11 protein-coding genes and 1 pseudogene are annotated in these 13,635 nt (G+C 58.9%); 11 read left to right on the top strand and 1 reads right to left on the bottom strand.

Features of this window, described 5'->3' with window-relative positions; genetic code table 11:
- Positions 1 to 3: 3 nt before the first annotated feature.
- Positions 4 to 1,442: pseudogene (locus tag ATI45_RS23265) on the bottom strand (aconitase family protein); the annotation flags it as partial.
- Positions 1,443 to 1,599: 157 nt separating this feature from the next.
- Between ATI45_RS23265 and ndhC the strand changes: the two are divergent.
- The 11 genes from ndhC (at position 1,600) to nuoL (ending at position 13,603) form a co-directional block, all read left to right on the top strand.
- Complete coding sequence (gene ndhC / locus ATI45_RS04130; RefSeq protein ID WP_098421647.1) at positions 1,600 to 2,010, top strand: NADH-quinone oxidoreductase subunit A; 411 nt, start codon at positions 1,600 to 1,602, stop codon at positions 2,008 to 2,010.
- A gap of 32 nt (positions 2,011 to 2,042) precedes the next feature.
- The gene (locus ATI45_RS04135) at positions 2,043 to 2,723 is read left to right on the top strand and encodes an NADH-quinone oxidoreductase subunit B (protein WP_098418390.1); all 681 of its coding nucleotides are present in this window, start codon (positions 2,043 to 2,045) and stop codon (positions 2,721 to 2,723) included.
- Between the two features lie 55 nt (positions 2,724 to 2,778).
- Entirely contained in the window at positions 2,779 to 4,566 is a 1,788-nt protein-coding gene (nuoC, locus tag ATI45_RS04140) for an NADH-quinone oxidoreductase subunit C/D (RefSeq protein WP_098418391.1), read from the top strand.
- A 2-nt stretch (positions 4,567 to 4,568) separates the two neighbouring features.
- Positions 4,569 to 5,093: an NADH-quinone oxidoreductase subunit NuoE gene (gene nuoE, locus ATI45_RS04145; RefSeq protein ID WP_098418392.1), complete on the top strand. Its 525-nt coding sequence runs from the start codon at positions 4,569 to 4,571 to the stop codon at positions 5,091 to 5,093.
- Positions 5,090 to 6,442 (top strand): NADH-ubiquinone oxidoreductase-F iron-sulfur binding region domain-containing protein, encoded by a 1,353-nt coding sequence (locus ATI45_RS04150; protein ID WP_098418393.1) that lies wholly within the window; start codon positions 5,090 to 5,092, stop codon positions 6,440 to 6,442. The genes nuoE and ATI45_RS04150 overlap by 4 nt, the downstream gene beginning before the upstream one ends.
- Positions 6,442 to 9,222 (top strand): NADH-quinone oxidoreductase subunit NuoG, encoded by a 2,781-nt coding sequence (nuoG, locus tag ATI45_RS04155; RefSeq protein ID WP_098418394.1) that lies wholly within the window; start codon positions 6,442 to 6,444, stop codon positions 9,220 to 9,222. The genes ATI45_RS04150 and nuoG overlap by 1 nt, the downstream gene beginning before the upstream one ends.
- Positions 9,219 to 10,229: an NADH-quinone oxidoreductase subunit NuoH gene (gene nuoH / locus ATI45_RS04160; protein WP_098418395.1), complete on the top strand. Its 1,011-nt coding sequence runs from the start codon at positions 9,219 to 9,221 to the stop codon at positions 10,227 to 10,229. The genes nuoG and nuoH overlap by 4 nt, the downstream gene beginning before the upstream one ends.
- A gap of 37 nt (positions 10,230 to 10,266) precedes the next feature.
- Positions 10,267 to 10,806 carry an NADH-quinone oxidoreductase subunit NuoI gene (gene nuoI, locus ATI45_RS04165; RefSeq protein ID WP_098418396.1) on the top strand — a complete coding sequence of 180 codons (540 nt, stop codon included), beginning with the start codon at positions 10,267 to 10,269 and terminating at the stop codon, positions 10,804 to 10,806.
- A 66-nt stretch (positions 10,807 to 10,872) separates the two neighbouring features.
- Positions 10,873 to 11,403 (top strand): NADH-quinone oxidoreductase subunit J, encoded by a 531-nt coding sequence (gene nuoJ, locus ATI45_RS04170; RefSeq protein ID WP_098418397.1) that lies wholly within the window; start codon positions 10,873 to 10,875, stop codon positions 11,401 to 11,403.
- Positions 11,400 to 11,708, top strand: a complete 309-nt coding sequence (nuoK, locus tag ATI45_RS04175; protein WP_098418398.1) for an NADH-quinone oxidoreductase subunit NuoK — start codon at positions 11,400 to 11,402, stop codon at positions 11,706 to 11,708. The genes nuoJ and nuoK overlap by 4 nt, the downstream gene beginning before the upstream one ends.
- A complete protein-coding gene (gene nuoL / locus ATI45_RS04180; RefSeq protein ID WP_098418399.1) occupies positions 11,708 to 13,603 on the top strand; it encodes an NADH-quinone oxidoreductase subunit L in 1,896 nt (631 codons plus the stop codon). The genes nuoK and nuoL overlap by 1 nt, the downstream gene beginning before the upstream one ends.
- The last annotated feature ends 32 nt before the right edge of the window (positions 13,604 to 13,635 follow it).

Consider the following 13,635-nt stretch of genomic DNA (forward strand, 5'->3'; position numbering starts at 1 on the left):
CTGGGGATGAATCCGGCCCTCGAAGTTGCGATTGCCGGACAGCACTGAGCACACTGTCAAATCGTTGTCGTTGACCGCGGCGCCGACTTCGGGGATCAGCGGTCCGGAGTTGCCGATGCAGGTGGTACAACCGTAGCCCACCAGATGGAAACCGAGCTTTTCGAGATACGGCGTCAAGCCGGCGCGCTCGATGTAATCGGTGACCACCCGGGAGCCGGGCGCCAGCGAGGTTTTGACCCAGGGTTTGCTGACCAGTCCTTTCTCCACGCATTTTTGGCCAGCAATGCGGCGCCGAGCATGACCAACGGGTTGGAGGTGTTGGTGCATGAGGTGATCGCGGCGATCACCACCGAACCGTGGTCGATTTCACCCTGGCTGCCATCAGCCAGGGTTATCGGGATAGGGTTGGGTGACCATTCGGCGCCGCAGCCATCGTCGGGAAGCGCTCGCGGCGCATCGCTGGGATCACTATGTATGATCGAGATCGGGTCGCTCGCCGGAAAGGAGGCATCAGAGGCTGCGTCAAGACCGACCCGCAGCGCGTCAGCCTGGGATTGACCGGCAAGCAGCGCGCAGACCGTATTCGGCGCAATGCGCAGTGGCACTCGGTCCTGCGGGCGCTTGGGCCCGGCCAGCGACGGCTCGACGCTGCCAAGATCGAACTCCAGGATTTGGGAATATTCGGCCTCGTGCTCCGGGTCGTGCCACAAGCCCTGTTCTTTGGCATAGGCCTCGACCAGGCGGATTTGATGCTCGGGCCGCCCGGTCAGGCGCAGATAGGAAAGGGTCTCGTCGTCGATGGGAAAGATGGCGCAGGTCGAACCGTACTCGGGGCTCATGTTGCCGATGGTAGCGCGATTGGCCAGTGGCACACTGGCCAGGCCAGGGCCATAAAACTCGACAAACTTCCCAACTACGCCGGTTTTGCGCAGCAACTCAGCCACCGTAAGTACCAGGTCGGTGGCGGTAGTGCCCGGCTTCAGTTCCCCGGTGAGCTTGAAGCCGAGTACCTGAGGCATGAGCATGCTGATCGGCTGGCCGAGCATAGCAGCTTCAGCCTCAATGCCGCCCACGCCCCAGCCAAGCACGCCCAGGCCGTTGACCATCGGCGTGTACTGTATTTCCTGTGTGCGCACATTTTTCGGCTGCCACTCGGCCAGAGTCTGAATCTGCTCGGGGGTGATTCGCTCACCATCCTCGTTGCGCAGCAGGTTTTCCAGTAACACCTTCAAGCTGTAGGGCAGCCGCTGCGCGCCGTCGATACGATCGAGGCGATAGGATAGATGGTGTAGGTCGCATCGTCGACTTTGAGTGTATCGCGGGTATTGAAACTGTTGGATGACATGAGAAACTCTCCACAGCATGTGGGTTGTAAGGTCGGGGGGGCTCCCGATTTTAATTAAACGTAGCAGATGATCGGAAGGGCGGCCACTGGCGCGCATGACCTTTGAGATGGGCTTAATCGACAGGCGCCCTTGACAAGACCATAAGCGCCTCCTAGTTTAGGACTGACTAATGATTGGCAACATAAGCGAGTTTGTTGCCAATCTCGGTGGGTTCCTTGGACGGCAAATCACAGAAGCCATTAGCAGGATAACTATGCAACAGGGCGGGACAGTGTTGATTGCCGAGTACTGGGCCACCGGGCTTTTTGTTCTGGCAGTCATAGGCCTGTGCGCTTTCATGATCGGCGTGTCTGCGCTGCTCGGCGGGCGCAGTCAGGGGCCCAGCAAAGGGTTGCCTTTCGAAAGCGGCATCATCGGCACGGGTAGCGCACGCCAGCGTTTTTCCATCCAGTTCTATCTGGTCGCAATGCTCTTCGTAATCTTTGATATCGAAGCCATGTTCCTGTTTTCCTGGGCCGTGTCGGTGCGCGAGGTGGGTTGGGGCGGCTTCTGGGGTGCCGCAATATTTATCGGCATACTTCTCGCAGGGCTGGTGTATGACTACCGTTCTGGTGCGTTGGATTGGGCTCCCGTAGGTCGCGAACGGCTACATCGAGGAAAGTAATCACTTATTGGTTTTCATCTGGGAGGCACACCATGGCATACACCCTTACTCGGGCCGAAGATGCAGTGGCAGCAGAAAACGATCGCTACCCCTTAGGTAAACAACAACACGTCGAAGACCCGATGAGGGACCAGGTGCACCGCAGCGTGTACACCGGCAAGCTTAAAGATGCCCTCAATTCGACGGTGAACTGGGGGCGCAAAAACTCCCTGTGGCCCTATAACTTCGGCCTGTCTTGCTGTTATGTGGAAATGACCACGGCGTTTACCTCGCCCCACGATATCGCTCGTTTCGGTGCCGAGGTCATTCGTGCTTCTCCACGCCAGGCGGATTTCATGGTTATTGCCGGCACCTGTTTTGTGAAAATGGCGCCGATTATCCAGCAACTCTACGACCAGATGCTCGAACCCAAGTGGGTGATTTCCATGGGCTCCTGCGCCAATTCTGGTGGCATGTACGATATTTATTCGGTAGTGCAGGGGGTTGACAAGTTTTTGCCTGTGGATGTTTACGTGGCCGGCTGCCCGCCGCGCCCGGAAGCTTTTTTGCAGGGCTTGCAGCTGCTGCAAGACTCGATTCAAGAGGAACGTCGGCCGCTATCCTGGGTAGTTGGCGACCAGGGCGTGTACCGCGCAGAAATGCCGTCCCAGCGAGAGAAGCATCGCGATCGGCGTATTCAGGTGACAGAGCTGCGAACACCGGACAGCGTTTAACCCAAGAATTTCCAGATATTCTCACGCACCTTAGAGCGAGAGGGACACTGTTAAAATGAGTGTTGTTAACCCCAACACCAGCGCGGCAGCCGCTCCCGACCATCGGGCCAGCTCCCTCGTGGCAATGCTGCGAGAGCGCTTTGGTGACCAGGTGCTCCATGAACAGCCCACTTTGACGGGCATGCCGGTGTTGTGGGTGAGCCGGGACGCACTGGTTGAGGTGCTGGCAACGCTGCGCAAGCTACCCGAACCATTCGAGATGCTGTTTGATTTGTCAGCGGTTGACGAGCGCCTGCGCAGTCATCGCCATGGCTTGCCCGAAGCCGATTTCACTGTGTTCTATCAGCTGCTGTCCGTATCGGGCAATCGCGACATCATGCTTAAGGTGGCGCTCCTCGAGCAGGATCTGTCTTTGCCTACAGTGATCCCGGTCTACCCCAACGCCAACTGGTACGAGCGCGAAGTCTGGGACATGTTCGGTGTTCACTTTGACGGACACCCCAACCTTTCCCGCATTTTGATGCCGTCTACCTGGCAGGGCCATCCACTACGTAAGGATCACCATGCCAGAGCGACCGAATTTGATCCTTATACCCTAACCGTGGCGAGCCAGGAACGAGAACAGCAAGCCCTGAAGTTCAAGCCTGAAGACTGGGGCATGAAACGTAAAAACGATGAAACTGATTTCATGTTTCTTAACCTGGGGCCGAATCATCCGTCCGCCCATGGCGCATTTCGCCTTGTATTGCAGCTCGACGGCGAGGAGATCATCGACTGCGTGCCGGATATCGGCTACCACCATCGTGGTGCAGAGAAAATGGCCGAGCGCCAGTCCTGGCACAGCTTCATTCCCTACACCGACCGTATCGATTACGTGGGCGGCGTAATGAACAATCTGCCCTACGTGCTTGCGGTGGAGAAGCTTGCCGGCATACAAGTGAATGGCCGCATCGAGACCATTCGGGTGATGATGGCAGAGCTTTTTCGTATTACCAGCCACCTGCTATTTCTGGGCACTTATTTGCAGGATCTTGGCGCTATGTCGCCGGTTTTCTATACCTTTACCGACCGCCAGAAGGGCTACGACGTGATTGAGGCGATCACCGGGTTTCGTATGCACCCGGCCTGGTATCGCATCGGTGGCGTAATGCAGGATCTGCCGAAAGGTTGGGACAGGCTCATGCAGGGCTTCGTTGACTGGATGCCTGCCCGGCTCAACGAATACGAGCGTGCGATGATGAAAAACTCCCTGGTATGGGATCGCACCAAACACATCGCCGCCTTCGATACTGCCAATGCCTTGGCCTGGGGCGTTACCGGTCCCAACTTGCGGGCCACCGGTTGCGACTTCGACCTGCGCAAGAAGCGACCCTATTCGGGCTATGAGAATTTCGACTTCGAGATACCGCTGGCACACAACGGCGACGTCTTTGACCGTGGCCAGCTGCGCATCGACGAGATGCGTGAAAGTGTGAAGATCATTCAACAGTGCATCAATCACATGCCCGCAGGCGATTACAAAGCAGATCATCCGCTGACCACGCCACCACCTCGGGAGCGCATGCTTGAGCATATTGAAACCCTGATTACGCATTTTCTGCAGGTGTCCTGGGGGCCGGTTCTGCCCGGCAACGAATCGCTGCAGATGATTGAAGCCACCAAGGGCATCAACAGTTATTACCTGACCAGTGACGGCGGCACCATGAGCTACCGCACGCGAATTCGCACGCCAAGCTTTCCGCATCTGCAGCAGATTCCTGTGCTGATGCGCGGCGGCTTTGTGCCGGATTTGATCGCGCATCTGGGCAGTATCGATTTCGTTATGGCCGACGTGGACCGCTGATCATGCCGCAAACATTTATACCTTTGAGCACAGCCACAGACCTCATCGCAACCGATGGCTTTGAGCTGCACGAGGACGACCGCCGAGCCATGCTCACCGAACGCGACCATTACGAGCAGCCTCAGGCAGCCTGCATCGAAGCACTGAAGATCGTGCAAAAGCGCCACGGCTGGGTGCCAGATGGAGCCATTGTCGCCATCGCCGAAACCCTCGGCATCGGTGCCGGAGCAGTGGAGGGCGTTGCTACCTTCTACAGCCTGATCTTTCGCCAGCCCGTGGGGCGTCATGTGATCCTGCTGTGCGATAGCAGCTCATGCTTCCTCACCGGCTATGAAGCGTTGAGCGAGGTTTTGAGTGAGCGTCTCGGCATAGGCTTCGGCCAGACGACCGGGGATGGCCGCTTTACTCTGCTGCCGGTGTGCTGCCTGGGAGCCTGCGATCGCGGCCCTGCGATGATGATTGACGATGACACTTTCGGCCCCATCGAAGCAGACGACCTGGATGAACTTCTGGAGGCCTATCCATGACGGTGATACCGAAAGATTCACGGCTGCGCTATCACTGCCAGCTGCGCCAGAGTGCCGAGGAGCGCCACGCTGAGACACACCCGTTGACCTGGCGACTACGCGAGGACGGCGCCCGGGTCGGGTTCGAGGAATATTGTGCGAAGGAGGGTTATCAGAGCGCAAGACAAACCCTGACACAGCGCACACCTGCTGACATAATCGACACCATGAAACAGGCCAATGTGCGTGGCCGGGGCGGCGGTGGTTTCTCCGCCGGGGTCAAGTGGGGCCTGACACAGGTAGGAGATCATCTGCCCCGTGGCTACCTGATCTGTAATGCCGACGAGATGGAGCCGGGTACCTTCAAAGATCGCCTGCTGCTGGAACAGCTGCCGCACCTGCTGATTGAAAGCATGATCATCGCGGGCTATGCCAACCGCTCTTGTTATGGCTATATTTTCCTGCGCGGCGAATACGTGGAGGCGGCGCGCTCCGTGGCCCTGGCCATCGAAGAGGCACGGCAGGCCGGCCTGCTGGGAAGCGACATCGCCGGCAGCGGCTTCGATTTCGATATCGCCTTACACACAGGTGCCGGGCGCTACATCTGCGGTGAAGAAACCGCACTGATCAATTCCCTGGAAGGCAAGCGCGCTAACCCCCGGGCCAAGCCGCCGTTTCCCGGCCAATCTGGCGCCTGGGGCAAACCCACGGTGGTTAACAACGTGGAGACTCTGTGCAATGTGCCTAGCGTTATGCAGCACGGTGCAGACTGGTATCAAGGACTATCCGGCGGGCTCAGTGGGGATGGTGGCACCAAGCTGTATGGCGTCTCCGGGTTAGTTGAACGCCCGGGGCTCTGGGAGCTGCCCATTGGCACCAGCGGCCGGGAGATTCTCGAACGCGCCGGTGGCATGCGCCAGGGCCACACCCTCAAAGCCTGGCTGCCCGGTGGCGGTAGCACCGGTTTTCTGTTGCCGGAACATCTCGATTTGCCCATGGACTTCGATACGATCGGCCAATACGGCAGCCGTCTGGGCACCAGCGTGATAGCCGTGGTCAGTGAGCGCCAGAGTATTGTTTCGCTGCTCCGCAACCTCGAACAATTCTTTGCCCGGGAGTCCTGCGGCTGGTGCACTCCCTGTCGCGATGGCCTGCCCTGGACAGTAAAAATACTGCAGGCCCTGGAGAGAGGTGAAGGCAAGCCAGAGTATATCGAGATCCTCGAGCAGCACACCTTAGGGCTGAATTCTCCGCGTACTTTCTGCGCCCATGCGCCGGGGGCAATGATGCCGCTGGAATCGGCCCTCAAACTCTTCCGGGCAGAATTTGAGGCTGGCATCGCTAGTACATCGCTGGAAGGGGTGAGCTGATGGCGACGATTCACGTGGACGGCAAAGCCTACGAAGTAGACGGCGCGGATAATCTGCTGCACGCCTGCCTGTCTTTGGGGCTGGACATTCCGTATTTCTGCTGGCACCCGGCCATGGACAGCATTGGTGCCTGTCGTCAGTGCGCGGTCAAGCAGTACAAGGACAAGGACGACACCCAGGGCAAACTGGTGATGTCGTGCATGACGCCTTCTACAGACAATAGCTGGATCTCCATCGCCGACGAGGAAGCCAAGACATTCCGGTCGGAGGTGGTGGAGTGGTTGATGACCTATCACCCTCACGATTGTCCGGTCTGCGAAGAAGGCGGCCACTGTCATCTGCAAGACGTGACGGTGATGACCGGCCACAGCCGGCGCAGCTACAGTTTTCGCAAGCGCACCCACCGCAACCAGTACCTGGGGCCGTTTGTTGCCCATGAGATGAATCGCTGTATCAACTGCTATCGCTGCGTGCGCTTCTACAACGACTACGCCGGCGGCACAGATCTCGGCGTCTTCGGCTCGAACAACAACTTGTATTTCGGGCGCCATCAGGAAGGCGTTCTGGAGAGTCCGTTTGCCGGCAACCTGACCGAAGTCTGCCCCACCGGCGTGTTCACTGACCAGACCCACTCGGACCGCTACGTTCGCAAGTGGGATATGCAATTCGCGCCCAGCGTCTGCCATCAGTGCGCGGTGGGCTGCAATATCAGCCCGGGAGAACGCTACGGCGAGATTCGCCGCATCGAGAACCGCTATCACGGTGATCTCAATCGTTATTTCCTGTGCGATCGTGGACGTTTCGGCTACGGCTACGTCAATCGCACCGACCGGCCGCGCCAGCCAGAGTGGAGGAGAGAGGGGCGTAGTGAGCGCAGGAGTGATGATCATGGCGAGCGCGCCGAAGAGATAGTCATCCTGGAAGTGGACCCGGCTCTCCATCGCGGCGCTGATCTGCTGCGCAACGCCAAACGGGTGATTGGCATAGGTTCGCCACGGGCCAGCCTGGAAAGCAATCATCAGCTGATCAAGTTAGTCGGCCGGGACAACTTCTCTAGTGGTGTCGCCGCCGCTGAGCAGGCTTGTCTTGAGCGCATGGCGGAACTGGAGAGCTCTTGCGGCTTGCCGATTCCCACAGTGCGGGAGGTGGAGGCCCACGACGCAGTGTTGGTGCTTGGCGAGGACCTGATGCACAGCGCGGCACGTCTGGCATTGTCATTGCGCCAGGCAGTGCTGGCCCGGCGCGATGCTTTGGCGGAAGAACGTGGCATCCCAATCTGGAACGCCGAAGCGGTCAAGATCCTCGCCCAGGACAACCGACACCCACTGTTCATCGCCTACCCCAGCGCCACCGAACTCGACGAGATCAGTGCCGGTAGCTGGCAGTTAGCGCCTGCGGACATCGCCCGCTTGGGTTTCGCCATTGCCCATATTATCGACGGTAACGCACCTGCGGTGCCGGGGCTCGATGCGGCTCTGGCAGCGGCGGCGCAGACGGTGGCCAAACAGTTGATAGCGGCGGAGAGACCACTGGTAATCAGCGGTGGCTCATTGGAGTCCACCCAGGTACTCGATGCGGCGGGCAGCATTGCCCGGGCGCTGTCGCGGCGCACCAAACGCGCCGGCCTTATGCTCATTCGTATGGAAGCCAACAGTACAGGCCTTACCATGCTGGGCGGTCGTCCACTGGAGTGGGCCCTGGATGAAATCGTCGAAGGCCGGGCAGATGCCCTCGTGGTATTGGAAAACGACCTGTACGTCCGGCTGCCGGAAGCGCGGGTTGAGGCCGCATTAGATACGGCAACCGCGTTGGTCGTGCTTGATCACCAGCGCACCCGCACCTGGCAGCGCGCCAGGCTTGGCTTGGCCGCCGCCAGTTTCACCGAGGCGGACGGCACGCTGGTCAATCTGGAAGGCCGGGCCCAGCGGTTCTACCAGGTCTTCGATACGAGCTATATGCGGCCGGAGTCCCGCATTCACGAAAGCTGGCGCTGGCTACACGCCCTGCGTATTGGCCTCATTCGCGGCGAGGACAGCACCATTACTCTGGACCAGGCCACTGAGGCCTGTGCCCAGGATTATCCGGCACTGGCAGACATTGTTGCGAGCTCTCTGAGCGCGGATTATCGAGTGAAAGGCGTGAAGTTGGCCCGGTCCCCGCATCGCTCCAGTGGGCGAACGTCTCTGCGAGCCGACATTGCGGTAAGCGAACCGCGCACGCCCCAAGACCCGGATACGCCCTTCACCTTTTCCATGGAAGGTTACAGCGGTTTCGATCGGCCTCGTAAGGAAGTGCCGTTCGCCTGGGCGCCAGGCTGGAACTCGCACCAGGCGTGGAACAAGTTTACCGACGAAGTGGGCGGACATCTGCGTGGCGGCGATCCCGGAGTGCGCCTGGTTGCACCACGGCCCGGTGCGTATCGCTATGCCAGCGATATCCCCGCGGCCTTCGAACCGCAACAGGACCGTTGGCAGCTGCTGGTGTTGCCGCGACTGTTTGGCGGCGAGGAAATGTCCTCCCGCTCCGCGCCCATTGAAGAACGTGCGGAACTGCCGACCATTGGTTTATCCAGCGCAGATGCGGCACGGCGGGGGTTTGAGCAGGGCGCATCGCTGACACTGGAAACAGAGACCGCGTGTCTTACCCTGCCATTACGCTGCGATCAGCGTTTACCCAGCGGTATTGTCAGCTTGCCGGCAGGAATATCCAGCGAATTCAGCAGCGGCGATTGGGCCAGGCTTGAGGCTTCGGGCCCCGACTATAAGGAGGCGCGCGAATGAGCTGGATAACCCTTGGCGACTGGCGACCCGAATGGTTGACCCCGACGGTGATGGATATCGCCGTGGCCATGATCCAGGCAGTGGTCATTCTGCTGGTAGCGGTGCTGGTGGGGGCAATCCTCACGGTGGTAGAGCGTCGCCTGCTGGGCTGGTGGCAAGACCGTTACGGCCCCAACCGGGTCGGCCCCTTCGGCTCCCTGCAAGTGGTCGCCGATATGATCAAGATCTTTTTCAAGGAAGACTGGATACCGCCCTTCGCCGACCGGACACTCTTCGTGCTGGCCCCGGCGATTGCTATGGCATCGCTGCTGCTGTCGTTCATGATTATCCCCATCACGCCGGGCTGGGGCGTGGCGGACTGGAATATCGGTCTGCTGTTCTTCCTGGCCATGGGCGGCATCAATGTCTATTCCGTACTGCTGGGAGGCTGGGCCAGCGCCAACAAGTATGCGTTGATCGGCGCCATGCGCTCTTCGGCTCAGACCATCTCCTATGAGGTCTTCATGGGCCTGTCACTGATGGGCGTTGTTGCCATGGCCGGCACCTTTAACTTGCGCGAGATCGTCAATGCGCAGCAGGAAATGTGGTACATCATTCCCCAGTTTCTGGGCTTCTGTAACTTTCTTATCGCCGGCTTCGCGGTAGTGCACCGTCACCCCTTCGATCAGCCCGAAGCGGAGCAGGAGTTGGCAGACGGCTATCACGTTGAATACTCCTCTATGAAATTCGGCATGTTCTTTATCGGCGAATATGTCGGCATGCTGTTAATTTCGGCGCTCGTGGTGACGCTGTTCTTCGGTGGTTGGCACGGGCCGTTGCTGTCACCCATTGTCTGGTTTGTACTCAAGACCAGTGTCTTTTTGATGCTGTTCATTCTGGTGCGAGCTGCGCTGCCCCGCCCGCGTTACGACCGGGTGATGACCTTTGGCTGGATTGTCTGTCTGCCGCTGACGCTGATCAACCTTCTGGTAACCGGCGCGGTGATACTGCTTGTTGCGCCAGGCTAGGAGCATTCGAATGGATGATGAACGAGGAGCAACTGCCATGTACAAGGGACTTTTAAAAGGTACCTGGTCGCAATTGCGCACCCTGGGCATGGTTTTCATGCACGGCTTTCGCAAGCGCGAAACCGTCAGCTATCCCGAAGAAGAGGTCTATCTGTCGCCGCGCTACCGCGGGCGCATTGTGCTGACCCGGGATCCGGACGGTGAGGAGCGCTGCGTGGCTTGCAATCTGTGCGCCGTAGCCTGTCCAGTGGCTTGTATCTCGTTGGAGAAGGGCGAAAGGGAAGATGGGCGCTGGTACCCCGAATTCTTTCGCATTAACTTTTCACGCTGCATTTTTTGCGGCATGTGTGAAGAAGCCTGCCCGACCTCGGCGATCCAGCTAACGCCAGACTTCGAGATGGGTGAATACAACCGCCAAGAGCTGGTATATGAAAAGGAAGATCTGTTGATTAGCGGCCCTGGCAAGGACCACAACTATAATTTCTACAAGGTAGCGGGCATGGCCATCGCCGGCAAAGACAAGGGTAAGGGCGTGGCGGAATACGAGCCGATCAAGGTCACCACGCTGCTTCCCTGAAGCCGCCTCGCCAGCGTCGCCTCGCTGGAGAGTAGTGGAAAGGAGGAGAGGAAGGGAGAGAGAAACATGGAATACGCATTTTACCTGAGCGGTTTGGTCGCGGTGCTGGCGACTGTGGGGGTTATCAGCAATACCAACCCGGTGCATGGGGTGCTGTATCTGGTGGTGTCATTGCTGGCGGTGGCCATGGTGTTCTTTGCCCTGGGTGCGCCCTTCGCCGGAGCGCTTGAGATTATCGTCTACGCCGGAGCGATCATGGTGCTGTTCGTCTTTGTGGTGATGATGCTTAACCTGGGCGAGGCGGCGGTCGCTCAGGAGCGCATTTGGCTGCAACCGCGCACGTGGCTGGGGCCATCGCTGCTCGCGGCCGTATTGCTGCTGACATTGATCGACATACTGTGGCGCGGTGATGCGGGCATGCTGATTCAAGGCGATGTGCTGAGTGCCAAACAGGTGGGCACGATTTTGTTCGGCCCTTGGCTGCTGGTAGTGGAACTCAGCGCTTTGCTGCTGCTGGCAGCGCTGGTCACGGCCTCTCATGTCGGACGTTTACGCCAGCCAAGGTCGGATTCAAAAATTGGCAAGGAGGCTCCATGAGCGGCGTACCCATGGAACATGGTCTGGTGTTGGCGGCCATCCTGTTCGCGCTGGGGCTGGCGGGCCTGATGTTCAGGCGCAATATGATCTTTATACTCATGAGCCTTGAGATCATGCTTAACGCTGCGGGGCTTGCCTTTATCGTCGCCGGCGCGGCCTGGCAGCAGCCGGAAGGCCAAGTCATGTTTCTGCTGGTGATCACGCTCGCGGCTGCAGAAGCCAGCGTCGGTCTGGCGCTGCTGATTCAGCTGCACCAGCGCTTCAAGTCCCTGGATATCGATGCGGTCAGCAGGATGCGCGGATAATGGAAATAATGACATTACTGCCCTCGACCACGCTGCTGCTGCCGCTGACGTTTCTGCTGCCTCTTGCAGGAACGTTGATTCTGGCCTTTTCCCGGGGCACATTTAGCTACCGTGTCAGTACCATTGTGGGAACCGGCAGCGTGGGACTGGCTGCGCTGGTCACTGCACTGTTGGTACTGGGTTTTGTCAACGACGCGGCTAATGCCAGCCATCCTCAAATTGTTACCTTGTGGACCTGGATTGTCGTGGGGGAGTTTCAGCCCACCATGGGTCTTGCCCTGGACGGGTTGTCGCTGACCATGCTCGGCATTATTACCGGCGTAGGCTTTCTGATTCATCTGTTTGCTGCCTGGTACATGCGCGGCGATGACGGTGTTACGCGCTTTTATACCTATATGAACCTGTTCGTGTTCAGCATGGTGCTGCTGGTACTGGGTGATAATCTGCTGCTGCTGTTTCTGGGCTGGGAAGGGGTCGGCATGTGCAGCTACCTGCTGATCGGCTACTACTACCAGAATAACGCCAACGGCTGGGCAGGGTTCAAAGCCTTCATCATTACCCGCATCGGCGATGTGTTCCTGGCCATCGGTATGTTTTTGCTGTTTGCTAAACTCGGCACCCTAAACATTGCCGAGATCCTTTCTCTCGCACCGCAGATGTGGCGCGCGGGGGATCCAACCGTAGAGTTGGTGGCATTGCTACTGCTGGGCGGAGCAGTGGGCAAGTCTGCCCAACTACCGCTGCACACCTGGCTTGCCGACGCCATGGCAGGCCCCACGCCGGTGTCGGCTTTAATTCACGCCGCGACCATGGTCACCGCCGGGGTTTATTTGATCGCGCGCATGCACGGGGTGTTTGAGTTGGCGCCCACTGCGCTCTATCTGACTGGCCTGATTGGCGCCCTGACGCTGCTGATGGCTGGTTTCGCTGCCTTGGCCCAGACCGACATCAAACGGGTGCTGGCCTATTCCACCATGAGTCAGATCGGCTACATGTTTCTGGCGCTGGGGGTTGGCGCCTTCAACGCGGCGGTGTTTCACTTGATGATCCATGCCTTCTTTAAGGCACTGCTGTTCCTGTCTGCCGGCGCGGTGATCATCAGTTGTCATCACGAACAGGACATAAGACGCCTGGGCGGGTTGTGGCGCAAGCTGCCGCTGGCTTACATGGGCTTTATCGTTGGCGGTGCGGCCCTGGTGGCCTTGCCACTGGTTACTGCGGGGTTCTACAGCAAGGATGAGATTCTCTGGCAGGAGCTGGCGGCAGGCCGCCAAGGGTTGCTGATTGCCGGTCTGTTTGGCGCTTTCCTGACCTCGTTGTACACCGTGCGGCTGATCATTGGTATTTTCCATGGTGAGATGAAAAGTGATGGCGCCCGCCAGGCTAAAGCGGGGCGGGGCCTTGCCCACGGCTTACCACTGGTGATCCTGGCGCTGCTCTCAACGCTGTTGGGCGCCTGGATTACGCCGCCCCTGAGTGGGGTGCTGCCGGCTGGCCCCGCTGAGGGCATGGAAGCGGGGCATACCGCGCTTGTGCTGGTCGCTTCGGCCACGGCGTTGATTGGTCTTGGCCTGGGATCTTGGCTGTTTATCTTCAAACGCGACTGGCTTGCACACATCACTCGCCAGGGAATCGGTGCCGGGCTTTGGACCTTGTGGCATCTAGCATGGGGCTTCGACATTATTTTCGACTGGCTGTTAGTAAGGCCCTATCGCGGCCTGGTGCGCCTGCTGAAAGGCGATCTGTTTGATGCCTTCTTCCGGCTGATTGCCCAGGCTTTGCGAGTTGTACATTTAGGGCTTTCCCGAACCCAGACAGGCAAATTACGCGGCTATGCTGCCACCATGGTGGTCGGGGCGACGCTGATTTTACTGAGCCTGGCGCTAGTGTACTAGCGGTTGCGCAAAACCCGGATAAGGAGATGCAA

It is taken from the genome of Marinobacter sp. LV10MA510-1, from assembly GCF_002563885.1.
GTDB lineage: Bacteria > Pseudomonadota > Gammaproteobacteria > Pseudomonadales > Oleiphilaceae > Marinobacter.